The organism is Burkholderia sp. RF4-BP95 (assembly GCF_001521985.1).
Lineage (GTDB): Bacteria > Pseudomonadota > Gammaproteobacteria > Burkholderiales > Burkholderiaceae > Burkholderia > Burkholderia diffusa.
On record NZ_LOSX01000074.1, the window covers coordinates 77,463 to 98,947 of the forward strand.

The window sequence follows — 21,485 nt, forward strand, 5'->3', positions numbered from 1 at the left end:
GCGCCAACGAGGCAACCTTCCGATGACGAATCCGACCGACTTCCCGCCCGCGATCGCGCCGCTCGACGAGACGCTGCGCAAGCGCCTGCAGCATGTGATCGATCACAAGACCAAGCCGCCCGGCAGTCTCGGCCAGCTCGAGGCGCTCGCGCTGCAGGTCGGCCTGATCCAGCGCACCGAGACGCCGCACGTACAGCGTCCGGTGACGATCGTGTTCGCGGGCGACCACGGGATCGCGGCCGAGGGCGTGAGCCCGTATCCGCAGGCGGTCACCGCGCAGATGGTCGCCAACTTCCTGGCCGGCGGCGCGGCGATCAACGCGTTCTCGGGCGTCGCGCAGAGCGTGCTCGAGATCGTCGATGCGGGCGTCGCGTCGCCGCTGCCGGTGTCCGACCGGCTCGTGTCGCTGCCGGTCGCGCGCGGCACGCGCAACTTCGCGGCCGAACCGGCGATGACGCCCGACGAGGCGCACACGGCGCTCGCCGCCGGTGCGGCGCGCGTGCGCCTGCACGCCTCGCTCGGCACGAACGTGATCGGCTTCGGCGAAATGGGGATTGCGAACACGTCGTCGGCCGCGTGCCTGATGAGCCGGCTGCTCGACGTGCCGATCGACGCGTGCGTCGGGCGCGGCACGGGCCTCGACGACCAGGGGCTCGCGCACAAGCGCGCGGTGCTCGGCCGCGCGCTCGTCCGGCATTCGCATGCGATCGCGCCGCTCGACGTGCTCGCGACGTTCGGCGGTTTCGAGATCGCGATGATGACGGGCGCGTATCTCGCGGCCGCGAGCGAGCGGATGACGATCCTCGTCGACGGCTTCATCGCCACGGCCGCGCTGCTGGTCGCCGAGCGCGTCGCGCCCGGTGTGCGCGACTACTGCGTGTTCTCGCATGCGTCGCACGAGGCCGGGCACCGGCGCATGCTCGAGCATTTCGGCGCGAAGCCGCTGCTCGCGCTCGACCTGCGCCTCGGCGAAGGCACGGGCGCCGCGCTTGCGCTGCCGCTGGTGCGAGCGGCGGTCGCGTTCCTTACCGAGATGGCGAGCTTCGAATCCGCAGGCGTCGACAATCGTGACGCCTGAGCGCGCGAACGGTATACGCGCCGAACTGCGCTATTTCTTCGTCGCGCTCGGCTATTTCACGCGCGTGCCGGTGCCGCGCGCGATCGGCTACGCCGCCGGCGATCTCGACCAGGCCGCACGTTACTTCCCGCTGGTCGGTGCGTGCGTCGGCGCGTGGGGCGCGCTCGTCTATCTCGCGGCACTGCGCGTGTTGCCCGCGTCGATCGCGGTCGGCCTGTCGATGGCCGCGACGCTGCTCGCGACCGGCGCGTTCCACGAGGATGGCCTGGCCGACAGCTGCGATGCGTTCGGCGGCGGCTACGCGCGAGACGACGTGTTGCGCATCATGCACGATTCGCGAATCGGCACGTTCGGCGCGGTCGCGCTCGTGATCGCGCTCGGCCTGAAATGGCAGGCGCTCGCGGCCATGCCGCCGCTGCGCGCCGCGTGGACGATGATCGCCGCGCATGCGGCGAGCCGCGCGGGGGCCGTGAGCTTGCTGATGTCGCTCGACTATGTCCGGCCGGAAGGCAAGGCGAAGCCGGTCGCGCAACGCATGGGCGCACGCGCGGCCTGGATCGCGGCCGCATTCGGGCTGCCGTGGCTGTTCTGGCCGGACTGGCGCGCGGGCCTCGCGGCGCTCGTCGCGCTCGCGCTCGTGCGCGCATGGGCGGCCCGCTATTTCGTGAAGCGGATCGGCGGGTATACAGGCGACTGCCTCGGTTTCGCGCAGCAGTTGAGCGAACTGGCGATCTATCTCGTGGTGCTCGGATGGATCTCGTCCTGATTCGCCATCCGGCCGTCGATGTCGAACCGGGCGTTTGCTACGGACGCAGCGACGTGCCGCTCGCCGCATCGGCCGAGGCGGGGGCGCGGGCCGTGCATGAGCGTCTGGCGGCGCTCGGGGCGCCGCTGCCCGGGCAGGTCTGGACGAGCCCGCTGACGCGTTGCGCGTCGGTCGCCAAGCGGCTCGCGCAGGCGTTCGACGTGCCGCTGCGGCGTGATGCGGGCTGGCAGGAAATGGACTTCGGCGCGTGGGAGCTGCGTCGCTGGGACGATATCGACCGCGCGGCGCTCGATGCGTGGGCGGCCGACCTGATGCATGCGTGCGCCCATGGCGGCGAAAGCGTCGCACGGTTCGCCGCGCGCGTCGCGCGGATCGCGGACGCGGTCGCGCGGACCGATGCGCCGCAATGGGCGCTCACGCACGCAGGCGTGATTCGCGCATTCGCGTCGCATGCGTTGCGCGTGCCGCTCGATACGCTGCTGTCGCGACCGGTGCCGACGGGCGGCGTCGTCTGGTTGCGGACGGAGGATGCCGCCCGCACATGGGACGTCGTCCACTGGGACGCTTAGGCGACCGCTTGCTCGCCTGACGTGCGGAAGGGCATCGAAGCCCGAAATCAGCGCACCGGCCGCCGCGCCCGCGCGGCGTCGAGATCCTCGCACAGCGCGGCCGCGCCTTGCGCGATCCGCGGCGATGGCCGGGTCAGCAGATCGCCGTCGATCGCGAACAGGTTGTTGCGCGCCACGGCCGTCAGCGCGGGCCACGCACGCCAGCGCGCGAGGCTCGGCAGCGGTGCGTCCGAACGTGTCGCGCCGGCACTCGTCGTCACGATCGCTTCCGGATTCGCCGCGAGCACGGCCTCGTCGGTGACGGTCGGCGCGAGCGGCTTCAGCGCCGCGAACACGTTGCGGCCGCCGCACAGCGAGATGACTTCGTTGAACAGATGCGTGCCGTTGAGCGTCGTCAACGGGCGGTCCCATACCTGGAAGAACATCGTGACCGGCGGGCGTGCCGCGTAACGCGCGCGCAGCGCCGCGATGTCGCGCGAGAACGATACCGCTGCCGCGTCGGCGACCGGCTCGGTGCCGAGCAGCGTGCCGAGCCGGCGCAGCGACGTGGCCACGTCGTCGAGATGTTTCGGTTCACTGAAGAACAGCGGAATGTGCAGCGCACGCAGCGCATCGGTTTGCCGCTCGGCGTTGCCGTGCCGCCAGACGACGATCAGGTCGGGCTTCAGCGCGGCGATTCGCTCGAGGTCGAGCGCCTTGTTGTCGCCGACACGCGGCACGGCCTGCGCGGCGGGCGGGTAGTCGCTGTACGTGACCGTGCCGACCAGTTTCGCACCGCCGCCGGCCGCGTAGACCAGCTCGGTCGCATGCGGCGCGAGGCTGATCACGCGTTGCGCCGGTGCGGGCAGCGTGACGGTATTGCCGGCATCGTCGCGGGTCGTCACGTCGGCGTGAGCGAAGGACGCGTGCGCGAGCGCGATCAGCGACGCGAGAGCCGGCAGCCGGCGGAGCAGGCAGGCGGTCATGCGGCTGCCTGTGGCAGCGTCGGGACACACTGCGAGAGTGCGTCGGCGAAGCGCCGCCATTCGGCTTCGTTGCCCGGCAGGCCGACGCGCACGCTCGACGGTCGTGCAAAGTATCGCGTCCAGATCCCGTGTGCGGCGAGCGCCGCGTGCAGTGCGGCGGCGCGCGGGTCGTCGGTCCAGCTGAACAGCGGCGTCGCGTGTACCGCGAAGCCGTGCGTGCGCAGCAGCGCGGCGAGGCGCTCGCCGTCGGCCGCAAGCCGCATGCGCGCGGCGGCCTGCCATGCATGGTCGGCGAATGCGGCGGCGACCGCGTGACGCGCGGGGCCGCTGACGGTCCACGCGCCGAGCATGTCGCGCAGCGCGGCGACCAGCTCGGGACGGGCGAGCACGAAGCCGGCTCGAATGCCGGCGAGTCCGAAGAACTTGCCGACCGAGCGCAGCACGACGAGGCCCGGACGATCGGTGAACTGCGCGAGCGACGGCGTGGTGCCCGTATCCGCGAATGCCTCGTCGACGATCAGCGTACCGCCGCGTGCCGACAACTGCACATGCCAGCCGAGCAGCCGGTCGGCCGGGACGAATTCCGCGGTCGGATTATTCGGATTCCCGACGATGACGTGACGCAGCGACGCGGGCAGCACGTCCGCACCGATGTCGAGTGCGACGACGCGATGGCCGTGGCGCGCGAACGCAGGTGCGTATTCGCCATACGCGAGCGCGGCGACACCGGCGTCGCCGGTCGGCAGCAGCGCGGGCAACGCGCGGATCGCGGCCTGGCTGCCGGCGACCGGCAGCACGTGCGCGGCATCGGGGGCGTGGTAGTAGCCGGACGCGCATGCGGCGAGCGTATCGTCGTCGTCGGGCAGCCGGCGCCATGCGTCGGCCGGGACCGGCGGCACCGGATAGCCGACCGGATTGATGCCGGTCGACAGGTCGAGCCACGCGTCGTACGGAATGCCGTGGCGGCGCGCGGCTTCGTGCAGGTTGCCGCCGTGCGGGATGCGTGCGTCAGACATGATGGGTAGCGAGGATGAGTGCGCCGCTCGCGACGAGCAGCGCGAGCCACAGCGCGAGCGTGCGCGTGACGAGCGACAGCGCGGCGAGGACGTGCACGGCCGTCGCCGGCGCGCCGGTGCCGAGCGCGGGACGGTCTTCGATTTCGCCGTGATAGACGGCCGGGCCGCCGAGCTGCACGTTCAGGCTGCCGGCGCCCGAGGCCATCACGGGGCCCGCGTTCGGGCTGTCCCAGTGGCGCGCCTGCGTGCGCCAGCAGCGCCATGCTGCGGCCGTGTCGCCGAGCAGCGCGTAGCTCACGGCGGTGAGGCGGGCGGGAATCCAGTTGAGCGCGTCGTCGAGGCGCGCGGCGGCCCAGCCGAACGTCAGGAAGCGCGGCGTGCGGTAGCCCCACATCGCGTCGAGCGTGTTCGCGAGCCGAAACAGCAGCGCGCCGGGGCCGCCCGCGACGACGAACCAGAAGAGCGCGCCGAAGATCGCGTCGTTGCCGTTCTCGAGCGCCGATTCGACGGCGGCGCGCGACAGCGCGCCTTCGTCGGCTTCGCTGGTGTCGCGCGATACGATACGCGCGGTCAGCGCGCGCGCGGCGTCGAGGTCGTGCCGCAGCAGCGCGGCGGCGATCGGGGCGACGTGGTCGGCGAGGCTTTTCGCGCCGAGCGCGAACCACAGCAGCGCGACGTGCAGCGCGGCCGCGATCGGCCAGGGCAGCACGGCCGCGAGCCACGCGGCGACGGCCACCGGCGGCGCCACCGCCACGAGCCAGGCGGCGACGCCGACCATGCGGCCGCGCCGCCCCGTGTTCAGCGCGCCTTCGATGCGCGCGGCGAGCCGGCCGAACGCGACGAGCGGATGCCAGCCGGCCGGTTCGCCGACGATGCGATCGACGATCGCGGCCGCGACCGCGAGCATCGCGACGACCGGCAGCGACAGCATCAGCATGACGGCGCTCCGGCCTTGAGTTCGAGCGGCAGCCCGGCGACCAGCAGCGTCACGCGCGTCGCGAGCGCGGCGATACGCTGGTTCAGTCGCCCGAGTTCGTCGACGTAGCGGCGCGTGACCGACCCGAGCGGCACGACGCCGAGCCCGATTTCGTTGCTGACGACGATCACCTTCGCGCGCGCACCGCGCAACGCGTGCTCGAGCCGCTCGACCTGCGCCGCATACTGCGCGTCGTCGAGCGCGTCGCCGTCGAGCGGGCACAGCAGGTTCGTGAGCCAGAGCGTCAGGCAGTCGACGAGCAGGCACGCGCGCGGATCGTCGAGCCGCGCGAGCGTGCCGGCGAGGTCGACGGGCGCATCGGCGAAGCCCCAGTCGGCCGGCCGGCGCGCGCGGTGATGCGCGATGCGCCGTTCGAATTCGGCATCGGCGGCCGTCGCGGCCGCGGTCGCGATATAGGTGACGGGGCGGCCGCTGTCGGCGGCGAGCCGCTCGGCGTGCGCGCTCTTGCCCGAGCGCGCGCCGCCGAGGACGAAAGTGAGGTCGTGCGGAATCATCGCGTGATTGTAACGGCGCACGCGTGGCGGCGCGGGCGATAATGCGGCCTTTGCTTCGCCACGACCTTGCATACGATGAATGCACCCGAACCGCAGCCGCGCGGCACGTTGATGATCCAGGGCACGACGTCCGACGCGGGCAAGAGCACGCTCGTCGCGGGCCTGTGCCGCCTCGCGCGTCGCGCGGGCGCGCGCGTCGCGCCGTTCAAGCCGCAGAACATGGCGCTGAACAGCGCGGTGACGGCCGATGGCGGCGAGATCGGCCGCGCGCAGGCGTTGCAGGCGCTCGCCGCGGGTGTCGCGCCGCATACCGATTTCAACCCGGTGCTGCTGAAGCCGACGAGCGATCGCGGCGCGCAGGTGATCATCCACGGCAAGGCGCGCATGAACCTCGACGCGCGTGCGTACCACGACTACAAGCCGGTCGCGTTCGACGCGGTGCTCGAATCGTACGCGCGGCTGCGTGCCGGCTACGACACGGTGCTCGTCGAAGGCGCGGGCAGCCCGGCCGAAATCAACCTGCGCGAAGGCGACATCGCGAACATGGGCTTCGCGGAACGCGTGGACTGCCCGGTCGTGCTGGTGGCCGATATCGACCGCGGCGGCGTGTTCGCGCATCTGGTCGGCACGCTCGCGTGCCTGTCGGACAGCGAGCGCGCGCGCGTGCGCGGCTTCGTGATCAACCGCTTTCGCGGCGATATCAAGCTGCTCGAACCGGGCCTCGACTGGCTGCGCGCGCAGACGGGCAAGCCGGTGTTCGGCGTGCTGCCGTACCTGCACGGGTTGACGCTCGATGCCGAGGACATGCTGCCGTCGCAGGCGCGCAGCGCCGCCTTGCGCGGCGACGCCGGCGTGTTGCGCGTGGTGGTGCCCGCGCTGCCGCGGATCAGCAACCATACCGATTTCGATCCGCTGCGCGCGCATCCGCAAGTCGAGTTCACGTACTGGAAGAGCGGGCCGGTGCCGGATGCCGACCTGCTGATCCTGCCCGGCTCGAAGAGCGTGCAGCGCGATCTCGCGTGGTTGCGCGACACGGGCTGGGACGCGGTAATCCGCCGGCACCTACGCTATGGCGGCAAGGTGATCGGCATCTGCGGCGGGATGCAGATGCTTGGCCGCACGCTGGACGATCCGCTCGGCCTCGAAGGCGTGCCCGGCAGCGTGCCGGGGCTCGGGCTGCTCGATTTCGACACGACGCTGCAGCCGGACAAGACGCTGAAGAACGTGACCGGGCACCTCGCGCTGCCCGGCGCGGCCGCCGTGCACGGCTACGAGATCCACATGGGCGACACGCGCGGGCCCGCGCTCGCGACGCCCGCGCTGGAACTGGCGGCGGGCGACGCAGCGGGCGGCGTGCGCGCGGACGGCGCGCGGTCGGCCGACGGCCAGATCCTCGCGACCTACGTGCACGGGCTGTTCGACGCGCCCGACGCGTGCGCGGCACTGCTCGCGTGGGCGGGGCTCGACGGCGCGGAGCGCATCGACTACCCGGCGCTGCGCGAGGCGTCGCTGGAGCGGCTGGCCGATTCGTTCGCCGAACATCTCGACCTGCGCGCGCTGTACGCCGAGTTCCGCTGACGCAGGGCGTGCCCGGCCTGGCATTTTGCGGCGGATCGCGTACAACTCAGATGGGCGGAGGTCCGCCCGAAGGAGCGCGACGATGAAGGCTCGATGGTGGTTGGGCGTGCTGCTCGCGGCGCTGCTGGGCGCGTCGGCGGCGGCGTACGCATGTGACTCGTACGCGCCGGGCGGCGGGCCGGCCGGTTCGGGTGACGCCACGCAAGGCAAAAGCGGGGGCTGAGATCCGTAGCCGGGTACGGGCAGCGGGGCATGATCGGTCATGCCCTTTTTTACGACCCGATTCGTTCTTTTTGGGAATCAGTTAAAGCCATATCGCGGGTTTATTGGTCGAATCGATTCGAATAGAGTGCGATCCATTCTCATCCACTCATGAAGGAATTCGCCATGAACCCCCAACGCCTCAACGATCTCGGCGCGACGCTGCTGCGCGTCGCACTCGGCGTGCTGTACCTCGCGCACGTCGCGCAGAAGGTGTTCGTCTTCACGCTGCCCGGCACCGCGCAGTTCTTCGCGTCGATCGGCCTGCCGGGCTGGCTCGCGTATGTGACGACGTTCGTCGAGCTGGCCGGCGGCCTTGCGCTGCTCGCGGGCTTCCGCGTGCGGATCGCCGCGCTGGTGCTGCTGCCGTTCATGCTCGGCGCGGTGTCCGCGCATCTGCCCAACGGCTGGAGCTTCGCGTCGCCGAACGGCGGCTGGGAATATCCGGCGTTCTGGGCCGTCACGCTGGCCGTGCAGGCGCTGCTGGGCGGCGGCGCGTTCGCGCTCAGCGCACCGCGCGCCGCGACGCGAACCGCATAAAAGAGGGCGGGCATCGGCGCAACCCGTTCCGGTGACACCCCGTTTGCCGATATCATCGCTCCCTGTATCCGCAATCGAGCGGCGCTTGCCAGGGCGGCAGGCGCCGCGTGGCTTTTTCGGGGGAATTCATGACGGTCATCGTGGTGGCGAATCCGAAGGGCGGCGTGGGGAAAAGCACGCTGTCCACCAATCTTGCCGGCTATTTCGCGGCGCAGGGCGCATGGGTCGCGCTCGCCGATCTGGACCGGCAGCAGTCCGCGCATGCGTGGCTCGACCTGCGGCCGGCCGGCCTGCCGGCGATCGAGGCGTGGGATCTCGATCCGGACGCGCCGTCGAAGCCGCCGCGCGGCCTCGAATACGCGGTGATCGACACGCCGGCCGGCCTGCACGGCAACCGGCTCAACGTCGCGCTGCAGCTCGCCGACAAGGTGATCGTGCCGCTGCAGCCGTCGATGTTCGATATTCTCGCGACCCAGCAGTTTCTGGAGCGCCTCGCCGGCGAGAAGGCGGTGCGCAAGGGCAGCGTGGAGGTCGGGATCGTCGGGATGCGGGTCGACGCGCGCACGCGCTCGTCCGACCAGCTGCACCGTTTCGTCGAAGGGCTCGGGCTGCCGGTGCTCGGCTACGTGCGCGACACGCAGAACTACGTGCAGATCGCCGCGCACGGCCTGACGCTGTGGGACGTCGCGAAAAGCCGCGTCGAGAAGGATCTCGAACAGTGGCGGCCGATCGTCGAATGGGCCGAGCGGCGCGCGCCGAAAGCGGAGAAGGTCGCCAAGGCGTCTTGATCGTCGAGGGCCGGGTGCCGGCGAGGCCAATTACAGCAGGGCGAATGAAGAAGGGCCTGATCCGGCATCATGACGGATCAGGCCCTTCCCGCATCGGCGGCTGCGCGGCGCCGGCCGCCGCGTGAATCAGGTCCAGTTCTGCGTCGGCACGTGATCGCGGTGGCCCTTGATCTTGTTGCCTTCGTCGATGAACACGAGCTTCGGCTTCCAGCCGGCCTGCAGCTCGGCTTCATCGACCATCGCGAACGCCGCGATGATCACGAGGTCGCCGAGTTGCGCGCGGCGCGCCGCCGAGCCGTTCAGCGAAATCATCCCGCTGCCGCGCTCGCCCTTGATCGCGTACGTCGAGAAGCGCTCGCCGTTGTTGATGTTCCAGATGTCGATCCGTTCGTTTTCGATGAGGCCCGCCGCTTCGAGCAGGTCTTCGTCGATCGCGCACGAGCCTTCGTAATGCAGCTCGCAGTGCGTGACGGCCGCGCGGTGGATCTTCGATTTGAGCATATGGCGCTGCATGGTATCTCCGTGATGCGTGAGAGGCGAGGGCGGGCGGCCCGTCAGATTTCCAGGTTGTCGATCAGGCGCGTCGCGCCGAGTTTCGCGGCCGCGAGCACGACGAGCGGCTCGCCGGCTTCGAGTTCGGCGGCGCTCGGCGCGATCAGGTTCGCGCGGCGGCGGATCGAGATGTAGTCAGGCGCCCAGCCGCGGTCGGCCAGGTGCGTGCGCGCGGTCTGCTCGAGCTTGCCGAGGTCGCGTTCGCCGCCGAGCACGCTGTCGCGCACGCGCTGCAGCGTCTTCGCGAGTTCGGGCGCCTCCTTGCGCTCGTCGGTCGTCAGATAGCGGTTGCGCGACGACAGCGCGAGGCCGTCCTCGTCGCGCACCGTCTCGGCCGCGATGATCTCGACCGGCAGCGCGAGCTGCTGACACATCCGGCGCACGATCATCAGCTGCTGGTAATCCTTCTTGCCGAACACCGCGACGCGCGGCTGCACGCAGGACATCAGCTTCGCGACGACCGTGCACACGCCGGTGAAGAAGCCCGGGCGGAACTCGCCCTCGAGGATCCCGCCGAGGTCGTCGGGCGGCAGCACGCGGTACTCCTGCGGCTCCGGATACATGTCGCGCTCGGTCGGCGCGAACAGCACGTAGACGTTTTCCTTCTGCAGCTTCTCGATGTCGTCCTGGAGCGTGCGCGGATATTTGTCGAAATCCTCGTTCGGGCCGAACTGCAGCCGGTTGACGAAGATGCTCGCCACGACCGGGTCGCCGTGCTGGCGCGCGAGGCGCATCAACGACAGGTGACCTTCGTGCAGGTTGCCCATCGTCGGCACGAACGCCGTGCGGTTCTGGCCGCGCAACTGGTCGCGCAGTTCCTGGATCGAGCTGATGACTTTCATGATCGGGTAGCGGGTTCCTCGCGCAGGCGCGCGTTGGCGCCGCAACAGCGGCGTCGGGGTCGAAGCGGAGAACGCCGGCGCGCGGGCGGCGCATCGGGCGTCGGCGGATTGTAGAGGATTTGGCCGCCGGACGCATCGAAAAAAGTACGATCGTTCACTTTTTAGCCGGGCGCACCGCGAGCGAGCCGCGCGGGCGGGCCCGGCGGCGGGATGCGGTGTGTTTCGGTGTGCGGGGGTGATGCGGGCGCGGCGGCGCGCGTTACGCGGGCAGGTACGCGAGGCGCACGTAGATCGGCGCGAACGGTTCGGCCTGCGTGATTTCGACGAGCGATTCGCGCGCGAGTTCGAGCATCGCGATGAAGTTCACCACGACGACCGGCACGCCGCGCGACGTGTCGAACAGATCGGCGAACTCCATGAAGCGTGCGTTCTGCAGCCGTCGCAGGATCAGGCTCATGTGTTCGCGCACCGACAGCTCCTCGCGGGAGATCTTGTGGTGCTGGACGAGCTTTGCGCGCTTGAGCACGTCGGCCCACGCGGCGCGCAGGTCGTCCGAATCGACGTCCGGGAAGCGCGGCGTGATGCTCTGCTCGATGTAGACCTCGGCGCGCAGGAAGTCGCGGCCGAGCTGCGGCAGCTGGTCGAGGCGTTGCGCGGCGAGCTTCATCTGCTCGTATTCGAGCAGGCGGCGCACGAGTTCCGCGCGCGGATCCTCGGCTTCCTCGCCGGTATCGGCCTTCTTGACCGGCAGCAGCATCCGCGACTTGATCTCGATCAGCATCGCGGCCATCAGCAGGTATTCGGCCGCCAGCTCGAGGTTCGACGTGCGGATCTGGTCGACGTAGCCCAGATATTGTGCAGTGACCTGCGCCATCGGGATGTCGAGCACGTTGAAGTTCTGCTTGCGGATCAGGTACAGCAGCAAGTCGAGCGGGCCTTCGAACGTCTCGAGGAACACCTCGAGCGCATCGGGCGGGATGTAGAGATCCTGCGGCAGCTTGAAGAGCGGCTCGCCGTACAGGCGTGCGAACGCCGCGACACCGTCGACCGTGTCGGGCGTCGAATCGGCGCCCGCGGGCGCGGCGATCGCGTCGTCCTGCCGGGCGGCGCTGGCCTCGTCGGCGGCGCTCACGTCGTCAGAAGTTCTGGTAGTAGACGTAGGACGTTTGCTTCACGCGCGATTCCTGCTGCTCGGCGCGCTCGTCGAGGTCGATCGGCTGCTTGTCCCACAGCAGCGAGCGGCCCTTGCGCTGCTCTTCTTCGAGCGTCGGCTTCTGTTGCTTGAGCTGGTTCAGGAATTGCGTGACGTCGGACTGATACGGCATGGCTTGGCTTTCCGTTTCGGGCGGCGCACGATGCGCCGGGTTCGCGATGGCGGGATTTTACCGCATAGCGGGGAACAGCCGGCGGCAATCGCGCGTCGAATCCGCTGGCGCGACACCCGCGGCGCGTCCGGCCGCCCCCGCGCGCGTCGCGTTGCGTCCAGGCGTCAAAGCGGCGCCCGTGCGGGCAGCGCCGCCGCCCTGTGGTCAAATACGGGGTTTTCCGCAAAATCACCAACCGAGGACGAGGTCATATTTGGCGGGTCAGGTGAACCAGCAGGCACATACGGCGCATGAGGCGAGCCCGCGCGCGGCGCGTCACCGCGGTCGTCGCGCGCGGCGCGGCGCCGGTGCGGCGGCCCGGGCGGCCCTCGCGGGCTGTCTCGCCGCGTGCTTCGTGCTGCCGGCGTATGCGAAGTACGACGTCGAGATCGACTCGCCGCGCGCGATCCGCAAGCTCCTCGAGGCCCATCTCGACATCGCGCGCTTCGCCAAGCGCGACGACATCAGCGACGACCAGTTCGACTTCCTCGTGACCGCCACGCCGCAGCAGGTGCGCGACCTGACCGCGACGGCCGGCTATTTCTCGCCGGTCGTGCGCACGGACGTGCGCACGCGCGACGGCAAGCGCGACGTGCGCGTCGCCGTCGATCCGGGGCCGCAGACCGTCGTGTCGACGGTCGACCTGGCGTTCAAGGGCCCGGTCGAGACTGAGGATCCGAAGCAGGAGGCCGCGACCCGCTTCGCGTTCTCGCTGAAGCCGGGCGACCCGTTCACGCAGTCCGACTGGGACGGCGCGAAAGGGGCGGCGCTCAAGCAACTGCAGTCGCGCCGCTATCTCGGCGCGAAGATCGCGTCGTCGGAAGCGCGCGTCGATCCGCGCACGCAGCGCGCGACGCTGGCCGTCACGTTCGACAGCGGCCCGACGTTTACGATCGGCAAGGTCGACGTCGACGGCGTGCGCCGCTATCCGGAAAAAATCGTCACGAACGTCAATCCGCTGTCGGAAGGCGAGATCTACGACGTGCAGCGGATCACCGAGCTGCAGCGGCAGCTGCAGAACACGCCGTACTACGCGAGCGTCGCGATCGACGTCGGCGACGATACGGCGAAGCCCGAGCGCACGCCCGTGCACGTGAAGGTCAGCGAGTTTCCGTACAACAACATTCGCGGCGGCGTCGGCTACGCGACCGATACGGGCCCGCATGTGCAGGGCTCCTACACGTATCTCGACACGTTCGGCGCCGCGTGGCCGCTCACCGTGTCGGGCCGGCTCGACCAGATCCAGCAGTACGGCCAGGTCCAGCTGTCGATGCCGCCCGGCGAGAAAGGCTGGACCAACAGCGTGCTCGCGTCGTACACGAACACCAACGTGTCGGACACGCGGATCTACAGCGCGCGGATCGGTGCGCAGCGCACCCGCACCGGTCAGTTCATCGACTACGCGTATTCGCTGATGTTCTACCAGGACCGGCTCGACCAGAACGGCGCCGGCCCGACCACCAGCCGCGCGCTGGTGCCGCAGTGGGCATGGACGCGCCGCAACGTCGACGATCCGCTGTTCCCGCGCTCGGGCAACCTGATCCACGCGGAGGCCGGCTTCGCGATCAAGGGCGTGCTGACCGACCAGACCTTCATCCGCGGTTACGCGCGCGGCCAGCAGTACGTGCCGATCGGCAAGCGCGACCTGTTCGTGTTCCGCGCGGAGCTCGGCGGCGTGTTCACGAGCGGCAGCTCGGCCGGTGTGCCGGCGTCGCTGCTGTTTCGCGCGGGCGGCTCGAATTCGGTGCGCGGCTACGGCTACCAGAGCATCGGCAACAGCGTCGACGGCTCGGTGCTGCCGACCAAGTACCTGATGACGGGCACCGCCGAATACCAGCACTGGTTCAACCGCGACTGGGGCGCCGCGACCTTCTTCGACATCGGCACCGCGACCGATGCGTGGGGCGAGAAGGTGTTCTACCCGGGCGTCGGCATCGGCGCGCGCTGGCGCAGCCCCGTCGGCCCGATCAACGTCGACGTCGCTTACGGACTGCGCAACCACAGCGTGCGCCCGTACCTGACGCTCGGCATCGCTTTCTGACCTTGTTGCACGAGCCACGACGAACCGCATGACGAAGGATCCGAACGACACGCCGCCGCCTCACGATCCGGACTCGCCCGAGCGCGCGCCCGACGCGCCGCCGCGCGCGCCGCGCCGCGTGCGTCCGGGCCGGATCGTCGCGTGGACGCTCGTCACGGTCGTGCTGCTCGCCGTGCTGGCGGCCGGGCTCGTGCTGGCCGCGGCGACGACCGAGCGCGGCACGCGGCTCGCGTGGCAGACGGCCGTGCGCGTGCTGGGCGGCCGGCTGGCGGGCACGCTGGAAGGCGGCGCGCTCGCGACGGGCGTGCGGTTGCGCGGCTTCGCGTGGACGAGCCCCGGCGGCGCCGGCACGGAAGTGCGGATCGACCGGCTCGACGGTCGCTGGGCGCTGACCCGCGCGCCGTGGCGGCTGTCCGTCGACTACCTTCGCGCGGGCACGATCGACGTGCGGATCGCGCCGGGGCCGTCGACGCCGAGCACGACGCCGCAGGACCTGAGCCTGCCGCTGCAGTTGCGGATCGACGATCTGCGCGTCGATCACCTGGCGATTCACGACGGCGGGTCGACGACGCAGCTCGACCATCTCGCGCTGAACGGCCGCAGCGACGGCCGCCACCATGAACTTGCGCTCGACGGCGTCGACACGCCGTACGGCGCGCTGACCGCACGCGTGAAGCTCGACGGCGTGAAGCCGTTCGCGCTGACGGGCAACGCGACTTACGTGGGCAAGCTCTCGAACGAACCGGTCAACGCGAGCGCGAACGTGTCGGGGTCGCTCGAAGCGCTCGTCGCCGACGTCGCCGCGAGCGGGATGAAGCTGAACGGGCGCGCGCACGTCGAGGCCGCGCCGTTCGGCGCGGTGCCGCTCACGCGCGCGTCGCTCGTGTTCGATCACGTGAACCCGCAGGCGCTCGCGCCGGGCGCGCCGGCCGCCGATCTCGCGGTGCGCGCGGAGCTGGCGCCCGTGACCGCGCCGGCGGGCGCCACAGCGGCGAAGGGTTTCGCGGTGACCGGCCCGGTGTCGATCGTGAACGCGAAGCCCGGCACGCTGGGCGAGCACCTGCTGCCCGTCGTCGACGCACATGCGACCGTCAATCTCGACGCACACGCGCAGCGGATCGACGGCCTCGCGCTGAAACTGATCCGCGACGGCAGCGTGACCGGAAACGGCGCGCTGACCGGCGGCAAGGGCCGCTTCGACCTGAAGGTCGCGAACCTCGACCTCAATGCATTCGTCGCCGAGTTGCGGCCAATGCGCCTCGGCGGCCCGCTCGGCGTGACGCTCGCAGGCGACGTGACGACCGTCGACTTCAACCTGAACGATCCGAAGCTCGCGCTCGGCGCGCGCGCGAAGGTCGCGCTGACGCAGCAGCAGACGGTGCTGACCGATGCGCGCGTGACGGCGGGCAAGGGCCGTATCGACCTGACCGGCGTGTTCCGTCACGACGCGCATTCGAGCTACGACGCGAAGGCGACGCTGACCGCGTTCGATCCGCTGCTGCTCGCCGCGATGCGCGCGCCGGGCGCGGGCGGCGGCAAACCGGCCGCCAAAGCGGCGAAGGCAACCGCGAAGGCGCCGGCCAGGCGCGGCGAGACGCGCGTATCGGGCACGCTGACGGCCTCCGGCGCGTTCGCGCCGCAGGTGTCGACGAAGGCGACCTTCAAGCTCGGCGACAGCCTCTACGACGGCGTGCCGCTGACCGGCGCGGGCGTCGTGCAGCTCGTCGGCGCGCGGATCCTGCCGAGCAACGCGACCCTGTCGATCGCGGGCAACCACGTCGATCTGCGCGGCAGTTTCGGCGCGCCGGGCGATCGGCTGCGCTTCGTCGTCGACGCGCCCGAGCTCGACCGGCTCGGCTTCGGCGTGCAGGGGCTCGTGCAGGCGCAGGGCGAGCTGACCGGCAGCTTCGCGCACCCGAACGTGACGGGCACCTACAAGGCCCAGCACGTCGTGGTCGGCTCGAACCGGATCGGTGCGGCGCAGGGGCGCGCCGACATCCGCGACGGCGCGCACGGCGCGCTCGTGTTCACGGCCGACGCGACCGACATCGCGCTCGGCTCGCTGCAATTGAAATCGCTGCGCGCGAACCTCGACGGCACGCGCGCGAAGCACACGCTCGACGCGTCGGCGATCGGGACCGCCGGCGGCCGCGTGATCGACCTGACGCTCGCGGCGAACGGCGGCGTGGTCGAGAATCGCGACGGGATGCGCTGGGACGGCACCGTCACGCGCCTCGCGAACCGCGGCACGCCGTCGGTGGCGCTGCAGGCGCCGCTTGCCGTGTCGGCCGGCGCTGGCCGCGTGACGCTCGGCGCGACGCGGCTCACGCTCGAAGGCGCGGCGATCGACCTGAAGTCGTTCGTGTTCGATCACGGGCAGATGCGCTCGGCCGGCGCCGTGCGCGGCGCGTCGGTCGCGCGCTTCCTCGAGATCCGCCAGGAGCTGACGGGTCAGCGGCCGCCGGTGCGCACCGACGTCGTGCTCGATGCCGACTGGGATTTCTCGCTCGGCGCGAACGCGACGGGCTACGTGCAGGTGAAGCGGCGCGGCGGCGACGTGACGATCGAGACCGGGCGCGGCATCGCGTCGCTCGGGCTGACCGACCTGTCGGCGCGCGCGAGCTTTGCACCGGGCAACCGGCTCAACGTGGTGGCGCTCGCGAAGGCGAACCGGGTCGGCACGCTCGACGCGAACGTCACCGTGCCGTTCGCGCTGCGCGACGGCGTGTTCGGCGTCGTCGACGACGGCCCGCTGGCGGGCCGCATCGACGCCGACATCCCGTCGCTGAAGTCGACCGGCAACCTGTTCGGGCCGAGCTACCTGCTCGGCGGGCGCGCGGCGCTGAAGCTGACGATCGCGGGCACGCCGGTGAAGCCGAACGTGTCGGGCATGCTGACGGGCGACGATCTGTCCGCGACGCTCGTCGACCAGGGCGTGCAGCTGAAGGACGGCATCGTGCGCGTGAAGCTCGCGGAGAACCTCGTCGAATTCCAGCAGGTCGAGTTCCACGGCGGCGACGGCACGCTGCGCGCGATCGGCCGCGTGCGTCTCGACGGCGAGGCGCCGGACCTGACCGCGAGCATCGTCGCGGACAAGCTCGAGCTGTTCGCGGCGCCGGACCGCAAGCTGTCGCTGTCGGGCAAGGCGACCGTCGCGAACGACGGGCCGCGCGGCGCGCTGTCGATCGACGGCAAGTTCGTCGTCGACCGTGCGTTGTTCGACCTGCCGGAAGACGCGGCGCCGCACTTGTCCGACGATGTCGTCGTGGTGCGGCCGGACGGGACGGTGCGCGGCGAGACGCCGACCGGCACGGCGGTCGCGAAGCCGCAGAAGGTCGAGGACAAGCCGGCGCCGTCGCTCGCGCCGCGCGCGAACATCGACATCGGCCTCGGCAACAACTTCCGCTTCAAGGGGCACGGCGCGGATCTCGGGCTGCGCGGCACGATCACCGTGATGAGCGCGCCGGGCGTGCCGCTGCGCGCGGTCGGCAACGTGCGCGTGACGGAAGGGTCGACGTATACGTCGTTCGGCCGCAAGCTCGCGGTCGAGAACGGCTTCTTCACGTTCAACGGCCCCGTGTCGAATCCGGGCGTGAACATTCTCGCGATGCGGCGCAACCAGGAGGTCGAGGCCGGGGTGCAGGTCGTCGGCACGATTCAGTCGCCGACGGTCAAGCTCGTGTCCGAGCCGAACGTCACGGACAACGAAAAGCTGTCGTGGCTGCTGTTCGGACACGGCACCGATCAAGGCAACAACGTCGGCCAGCAGAATGCGATGACCGCCGCGCTCGGGCTGCTTGGCAGCGCGACCGGCAGGCGCGTCGCGCAGAGCATCGGTCTCGACGAGTTCTCGATCGGCCGCAGCGATGTCGGCCTCACCGACGCACAGGTCGTGCAGATCTCGAAGGCGATCAACGAGCGTTTCGTGCTCGGTTACGAGCAAGGGCTGCAATCGGCGAGCAACGCGTTCAAGGCGACGATCAACCTGACGCGCTTCTGGTCGGTGTCCGCGTATGGCGGCACGTTCCAGGGCGTCGACCTGAACTACACGCGGCGCTTCGATCGCTGGTTCGGCCAGCGGTGACGATGCCGCGCGCCGGCTCGCATCGCCGTCGCGCGGTCCCCGTTGCGAACATAAAAAAAGCCCCGCACGCATCGGTGCGGGGCTTTCTCGTTCAAGCGGCCGTGCGTGCGGCTTACTTCACGCGCATGCCGGGCTTCGCGCCGCTGTGCGGCTCGAGGATGTAGAGGCCCGGCTCGGCCTTCTCGTCGGCAGCCGACGCGGCGAGCACCATCCCTTCGGACAGCCCGAACTTCATCTTGCGCGGCGCGAGGTTCGCGACCATCACCGTCAGCTTGCCGACGAGCTGCTCGGGCTGGTACGCGGACTTGATGCCCGAGAACACGTTGCGGGTCTTTTCCTCGCCGATGTCGAGCGTGAGCTGCAGCAGCTTGTCCGAGCCTTCGACGGCCTGGCACGCGACGATCTTCGCGATACGCAGGTCGACCTTCGCGAAATCGTCGATCGAGATCGGACCGTCGTCGGCGTCGCTCGCGGCGGCCGCCTTCGCGTTCGCCTTGGCGTTCTTGCCTTCCTTCGCGGCGTTGGCCGTGGCCGCGGCAGCGGCGCCGGAGGCCTCCGCCTGCAGCGAATCGCGGTTCGCGGCGAGCAGCGCGTCGATCTGCTTCGGATCGACCCGCGTCATCAGGTGCTGGTACGCCTTGATCGGCTGCGTGGACGACAGCGGCTTCGCGGCGTCGGCCCACGTGAGCGGCGCGATCCCGAAAAAGGCCTCGACGGCTTCGGCCACGCGCGGCATCACCGGCTTCAGCGCGAGCGACAGCAGGCGGAACGCCTCGAGGCTCACGCTGCAGGTTTCGTGGAGGGCGACCGCATTGGCCGGATCCTTCGCGAGTTCCCACGGCTTCGCGCCGTCGACGTATGCGTTCACTTCGTCGGCGAGTTCCATCGTCTGGCGCAGCGCACGACTGTACTCGCGTGCTTCGTAGTGCGCGGCGATCGCGGGAATCGCATCGCGCAGCTTCGCGACGAGCGGATGGTTCATCGCGCTGTCCTGCACGCGGCCGTCGAAGCGCTTGAGCAGGAAGCCGGCCGCGCGGCTCGCGATGTTGACGTACTTGCCGACGAGATCGCTGTTCACGCGCGCCTGGAAGTCGTCGAGGTTCAGGTCGATGTCTTCCATCGTCGCGTTCAGCTTCGCGGCGAAGTAGTAGCGCAGCCATTCCGGGTTCAGGCCGGTGTCGATGTAGCTCTGCGCGGTGATGAACGTGCCGCGCGACTTCGACATCTTCGCGCCGTCGACCGTCAGGAAGCCATGCGCGAACACGTTGGTCGGCGTGCGATGGCCCGAGAACTCGAGCATCGCCGGCCAGAACAGCGTGTGGAAATACAGGATGTCCTTGCCGATGAAGTGGTACTGCTCGGCGGTCGAGCCCGACCGGATCCACGCGTCGAAGTCGATGCCCTTGCGGTCGCACAGGTTCTTGAAGCTCGCGTAATAACCGACCGGCGCATCGAGCCACACGTAGAAGTACTTGCCGGGCGCGCCCGGGATCTCGAAGCCGAAGTACGGCGCGTCGCGCGAGATGTCCCAGTCGGCGAGGCGGGCTTCGCCGGCGTCGCCGAGCCATTCGCGCATCTTGTTGGTGGCTTCGGGCTGCGCGAGGCCGCTGACCCATTCGCGCAGGAACGACTCGCAGCGCGGGTCCGACAGGCGGAAGAAGTAGTGCGTCGACGTCTTGCGCACCGGCGTCGCACCGGACACGACCGAATACGGGTTCAGCAGTTCGGTCGGCAGGTAGGTCGAACCGCACACTTCGCAGTTGTCGCCGTACTGGTCCTTCGCGTGGCACTTCGGGCATTCGCCCTTGATGAAGCGGTCCGGCAGGAACATTTCCTTGACCGGGTCGTACGCCTGCTCGATCTCGCGCTCGGCGATCAGGTCGTTGTCCTTCAGCGCGAGGTAGATCTTCTCGCTCAGCACGCGGTTCTCGTCCGAGTCGGTCGAGTAGAAGTTGTCGAACGACACGCCGAAGCTGTCGAAATCGCGCTTGTGCTCGGTCCACACGCGGTCGATCAGCTGCTTCGGCGTGAGGCCTTCCTTCTCCGCGCGCAACATGACCGGCGTGCCGTGCGTGTCGTCGGCGCCGATGTAGTAGACCTCATGGCCGTGCATTCGCAGCGTCCGCACCCAGATGTCGGTCTGGATGTACTCGACCAGATGGCCGATATGAATCTGGCCGTTGGCATAGGGCAGTGCGGACGTAACGAGGATCTGGCGGCTGCCTTGCGGCGCCGCGGCCTGCACGGAAGTGAGGTCGGATGCGGACATAGGGTCTGTAGAAGAACGGCGGGAAACGACGGAAACTGCGATTCTAGCAGGGGCGCGGGCAGGTCAGCCGGCGCGGGCGCCATGGACCGGGCGCCGGAGAGGGCGGGGCCGCCGTGGCGGCGTGCCCGGCGGCGCGATGCTGCGGCGCAGCATGAAAATTCCGGGCAAAAAAAACCGGGGCGGATACGGCCCCGGAGCAACAACGACAAGAGGAGAATGGTGACGCGCCGGCTGCGCCAGCCGCGTACCGTAAAGACAGACCGCGGGCCAAGACAGAAGTTCGAAATTTTTTTCGATTTGTTACGGGCCCCGCGGGAAGCCTTGTGCGGCGGGGGCGCGCGCCCCCGTTTCCTCCTCTCGCGGCGATGCTTACTGCTGTGCTGCGCGCAGGTAGATCTCGACGCGGCGGTTTTGCGCACGGCCGGCTTCGGTCGCGTTGTCCGCGATCGGGTTCGACGGGCCCATGCCTTGTGCCGACAGGCGGCCGCCGGCGACGCCGCGCTGCACCAGCGCGTTCACGACGCTCTGCGCACGGTTCTGCGACAGCGTCTGGTTCAGCTGTGCCGAGCCCGTGCTGTCCGTGTAGCCGACGATCGATGCCGTCACTTGCGGGTTCTGGTTCAGCGTCGTCGCCAGGTCGTTCAGCAGCGGCGTGAAGGCCGGCGTGATCGCGTACTGGTTCGTCGCGAACGTCACCGAGCTCGGCACGTTCAGCTTCAGCGAGCCGTCCGGCTGCTCGGTCACCTGCGTGCCCGTCTTGGCTGCCGACGGCGCGAGCTTGTTCTTGATCGCTTGCCAGTTGTAACCCGTCACGCCGCCGACCAGTGCGCCGACGCCCGCGCCGATCGCCGCGCCCTTGCCGCCGCCGGCCAGCGCGCCGATGCCCGCGCCCAGCGCCGCACCCGTGCCGGTGCCGACGGCCGTATTGTTGCCTTGCTGCGTGGCGCAGCCTGCCAGCAGCGCGCCGGCGAGTGCGAAGACGGACAGGCGAGTCGCGATTTTCATGTTCATCTTGGATTCCTCTCTTGGTTGAACGAGTCGACAACGACAAACAACAGTTACGGCTCCCTGCACGGACGCCCGAAAAAGGAAGGGCAGGCCCGTGCTCGCGGCAGCCGCCGAGGCGGCTGCATGCCCTGTTCGCCAGCGGGGCTGTTCCGGACAGGGCGACGCATCAGCCTCTACAATATAGGCGGTGGGCGGCCGATTTGGCCCCATAGCATGCCGCACGCGAAGATTGCTCCGACGCGCGCGTTCGCGCAATGGCGTGCAACAGATTCT

19 protein-coding genes are annotated in these 21,485 nt (G+C 69.9%); 9 read left to right on the forward strand and 10 right to left on the reverse strand.

Annotated elements, in window-relative coordinates; all coding sequences use genetic code 11:
* Window positions 1-22 precede the first annotated feature (22 nt).
* The 3 genes from cobT to cobC are packed head-to-tail and all read left to right on the forward strand — an operon-like array spanning window position 23 to window position 2,413.
* Complete coding sequence (cobT, locus tag WS46_RS26205; protein WP_059692240.1) at window positions 23-1,078, forward strand: nicotinate-nucleotide--dimethylbenzimidazole phosphoribosyltransferase; 1,056 nt, start codon at window positions 23-25, stop codon at window positions 1,076-1,078.
* Window positions 1,068-1,844: an adenosylcobinamide-GDP ribazoletransferase gene (locus tag WS46_RS26210; protein WP_059692241.1), complete on the forward strand. Its 777-nt coding sequence runs from the start codon at window positions 1,068-1,070 to the stop codon at window positions 1,842-1,844. The genes cobT and WS46_RS26210 overlap by 11 nt, the downstream gene beginning before the upstream one ends.
* Window positions 1,829-2,413 (forward strand): alpha-ribazole phosphatase, encoded by a 585-nt coding sequence (gene cobC / locus WS46_RS26215; protein WP_059692242.1) that lies wholly within the window; start codon window positions 1,829-1,831, stop codon window positions 2,411-2,413. The genes WS46_RS26210 and cobC overlap by 16 nt, the downstream gene beginning before the upstream one ends.
* A 47-nt stretch (window positions 2,414-2,460) precedes the next feature.
* On the opposite strand, the gene WS46_RS26220 is transcribed toward cobC, so the two are convergent.
* The 4 genes from WS46_RS26220 to cobU are packed head-to-tail and all read right to left on the reverse strand — an operon-like array spanning window position 2,461 to window position 5,885.
* Complete coding sequence (locus WS46_RS26220) at window positions 2,461-3,378, reverse strand: cobalamin-binding protein (protein ID WP_059692243.1); 918 nt, start codon at window positions 3,376-3,378, stop codon at window positions 2,461-2,463.
* Window positions 3,375-4,394, reverse strand: a complete 1,020-nt coding sequence (gene cobD, locus WS46_RS26225) for a threonine-phosphate decarboxylase CobD (RefSeq protein WP_059692244.1) — start codon at window positions 4,392-4,394, stop codon at window positions 3,375-3,377. Before cobD ends, WS46_RS26220 begins: the two co-directional genes overlap by 4 nt.
* On the reverse strand, window positions 4,387-5,331 hold the full coding sequence (gene cbiB / locus WS46_RS26230; RefSeq protein WP_059692245.1) for an adenosylcobinamide-phosphate synthase CbiB: 945 nt from the start codon (window positions 5,329-5,331) through the stop codon (window positions 4,387-4,389). Before cbiB ends, cobD begins: the two co-directional genes overlap by 8 nt.
* Window positions 5,325-5,885: a bifunctional adenosylcobinamide kinase/adenosylcobinamide-phosphate guanylyltransferase gene (cobU, locus tag WS46_RS26235; protein WP_059692270.1), complete on the reverse strand. Its 561-nt coding sequence runs from the start codon at window positions 5,883-5,885 to the stop codon at window positions 5,325-5,327. The genes cbiB and cobU overlap by 7 nt, the downstream gene beginning before the upstream one ends.
* A gap of 75 nt (window positions 5,886-5,960) precedes the next feature.
* On the opposite strand from cobU, the gene WS46_RS26240 reads away from it, so the two are divergent.
* The 4 genes from WS46_RS26240 (at window position 5,961) to WS46_RS26250 (ending at window position 9,052) form a co-directional block, all read left to right on the forward strand.
* On the forward strand, window positions 5,961-7,463 hold the full coding sequence (locus tag WS46_RS26240; RefSeq protein ID WP_059692246.1) for a cobyric acid synthase: 1,503 nt from the start codon (window positions 5,961-5,963) through the stop codon (window positions 7,461-7,463).
* A gap of 82 nt (window positions 7,464-7,545) precedes the next feature.
* Complete coding sequence (locus WS46_RS36160; protein WP_179949187.1) at window positions 7,546-7,686, forward strand: hypothetical protein; 141 nt, start codon at window positions 7,546-7,548, stop codon at window positions 7,684-7,686.
* Window positions 7,687-7,850: 164 nt separating this feature from the next.
* Complete coding sequence (locus tag WS46_RS26245; RefSeq protein WP_059692271.1) at window positions 7,851-8,264, forward strand: DoxX family protein; 414 nt, start codon at window positions 7,851-7,853, stop codon at window positions 8,262-8,264.
* 128 nt (window positions 8,265-8,392) lie between these two features.
* Window positions 8,393-9,052 carry a ParA family protein gene (locus tag WS46_RS26250; protein WP_059527575.1) on the forward strand — a complete coding sequence of 220 codons (660 nt, stop codon included), beginning with the start codon at window positions 8,393-8,395 and terminating at the stop codon, window positions 9,050-9,052.
* Between the two features lie 126 nt (window positions 9,053-9,178).
* Here the strand turns inward: WS46_RS26250 and panD are convergent, their stop codons facing one another.
* From panD to WS46_RS26270, 4 genes are all read right to left on the reverse strand, one after another.
* Window positions 9,179-9,565, reverse strand: coding sequence for an aspartate 1-decarboxylase (gene panD / locus WS46_RS26255; RefSeq protein WP_006484038.1), 387 nt, complete (start codon window positions 9,563-9,565; stop codon window positions 9,179-9,181).
* A 41-nt stretch (window positions 9,566-9,606) separates the two neighbouring features.
* Window positions 9,607-10,446, reverse strand: coding sequence for a pantoate--beta-alanine ligase (panC, locus tag WS46_RS26260; RefSeq protein ID WP_059692247.1), 840 nt, complete (start codon window positions 10,444-10,446; stop codon window positions 9,607-9,609).
* A gap of 259 nt (window positions 10,447-10,705) precedes the next feature.
* The gene (locus WS46_RS26265) at window positions 10,706-11,578 is read right to left on the reverse strand and encodes a ScpA family protein (RefSeq protein WP_059527573.1); all 873 of its coding nucleotides are present in this window, start codon (window positions 11,576-11,578) and stop codon (window positions 10,706-10,708) included.
* A gap of 4 nt (window positions 11,579-11,582) precedes the next feature.
* Window positions 11,583-11,771, reverse strand: coding sequence for a DUF3460 family protein (locus WS46_RS26270; RefSeq protein ID WP_044849219.1), 189 nt, complete (start codon window positions 11,769-11,771; stop codon window positions 11,583-11,585).
* 253 nt (window positions 11,772-12,024) lie between these two features.
* Here WS46_RS26270 and WS46_RS26275 point away from each other — a divergent pair, with 253 nt between their 5' ends.
* Together WS46_RS26275 and WS46_RS26280 are read left to right on the forward strand one after the other, a co-directional pair.
* A complete protein-coding gene (locus WS46_RS26275; RefSeq protein ID WP_059527570.1) occupies window positions 12,025-13,851 on the forward strand; it encodes an autotransporter assembly complex family protein in 1,827 nt (608 codons plus the stop codon).
* Between the two features lie 28 nt (window positions 13,852-13,879).
* Window positions 13,880-17,935, forward strand: coding sequence for a translocation/assembly module TamB domain-containing protein (locus WS46_RS26280; protein WP_059692248.1), 4,056 nt, complete (start codon window positions 13,880-13,882; stop codon window positions 17,933-17,935).
* Between the two features lie 112 nt (window positions 17,936-18,047).
* Here the strand turns inward: WS46_RS26280 and metG are convergent, their stop codons facing one another.
* Window positions 18,048-20,204 (reverse strand): methionine--tRNA ligase, encoded by a 2,157-nt coding sequence (metG, locus tag WS46_RS26285; RefSeq protein WP_059692249.1) that lies wholly within the window; start codon window positions 20,202-20,204, stop codon window positions 18,048-18,050.
* Between the two features lie 369 nt (window positions 20,205-20,573).
* Window positions 20,574-21,215, reverse strand: a complete 642-nt coding sequence (locus WS46_RS26290) for an OmpA family protein (RefSeq protein WP_059527561.1) — start codon at window positions 21,213-21,215, stop codon at window positions 20,574-20,576.
* Between the last annotated feature and the right edge of the window lie 270 nt (window positions 21,216-21,485).

Bases quoted from the DNA above. Each gene is read 5' to 3' on its own strand.
- cobT (WP_059692240.1), top strand. From the start codon at position 23: ATGACGAATCCGACCGACTTCCCGCCCGCGATCGCGCCGCTCGACGAG.
- cobC (WP_059692242.1), top strand. From the start codon at position 1,829: ATGGATCTCGTCCTGATTCGCCATCCGGCCGTCGATGTCGAACCGGGC.
- WS46_RS26220 (WP_059692243.1), bottom strand. From the start codon at position 3,378: ATGACCGCCTGCCTGCTCCGCCGGCTGCCGGCTCTCGCGTCGCTGATC.
- cobD (WP_059692244.1), bottom strand. From the start codon at position 4,394: ATGTCTGACGCACGCATCCCGCACGGCGGCAACCTGCACGAAGCCGCG.
- cbiB (WP_059692245.1), bottom strand. From the start codon at position 5,331: ATGCTGATGCTGTCGCTGCCGGTCGTCGCGATGCTCGCGGTCGCGGCC.
- cobU (WP_059692270.1), bottom strand. From the start codon at position 5,885: ATGATTCCGCACGACCTCACTTTCGTCCTCGGCGGCGCGCGCTCGGGC.
- WS46_RS26240 (WP_059692246.1), top strand. From the start codon at position 5,961: ATGAATGCACCCGAACCGCAGCCGCGCGGCACGTTGATGATCCAGGGC.
- WS46_RS36160 (WP_179949187.1), top strand. From the start codon at position 7,546: ATGAAGGCTCGATGGTGGTTGGGCGTGCTGCTCGCGGCGCTGCTGGGC.
- WS46_RS26245 (WP_059692271.1), top strand. From the start codon at position 7,851: ATGAACCCCCAACGCCTCAACGATCTCGGCGCGACGCTGCTGCGCGTC.
- WS46_RS26250 (WP_059527575.1), top strand. From the start codon at position 8,393: ATGACGGTCATCGTGGTGGCGAATCCGAAGGGCGGCGTGGGGAAAAGC.
- panD (WP_006484038.1), bottom strand. From the start codon at position 9,565: ATGCAGCGCCATATGCTCAAATCGAAGATCCACCGCGCGGCCGTCACG.
- panC (WP_059692247.1), bottom strand. From the start codon at position 10,446: ATGAAAGTCATCAGCTCGATCCAGGAACTGCGCGACCAGTTGCGCGGC.
- WS46_RS26270 (WP_044849219.1), bottom strand. From the start codon at position 11,771: ATGCCGTATCAGTCCGACGTCACGCAATTCCTGAACCAGCTCAAGCAA.
- WS46_RS26280 (WP_059692248.1), top strand. From the start codon at position 13,880: ATGACGAAGGATCCGAACGACACGCCGCCGCCTCACGATCCGGACTCG.
- metG (WP_059692249.1), bottom strand. From the start codon at position 20,204: ATGTCCGCATCCGACCTCACTTCCGTGCAGGCCGCGGCGCCGCAAGGC.
- WS46_RS26290 (WP_059527561.1), bottom strand. From the start codon at position 21,215: ATGAACATGAAAATCGCGACTCGCCTGTCCGTCTTCGCACTCGCCGGC.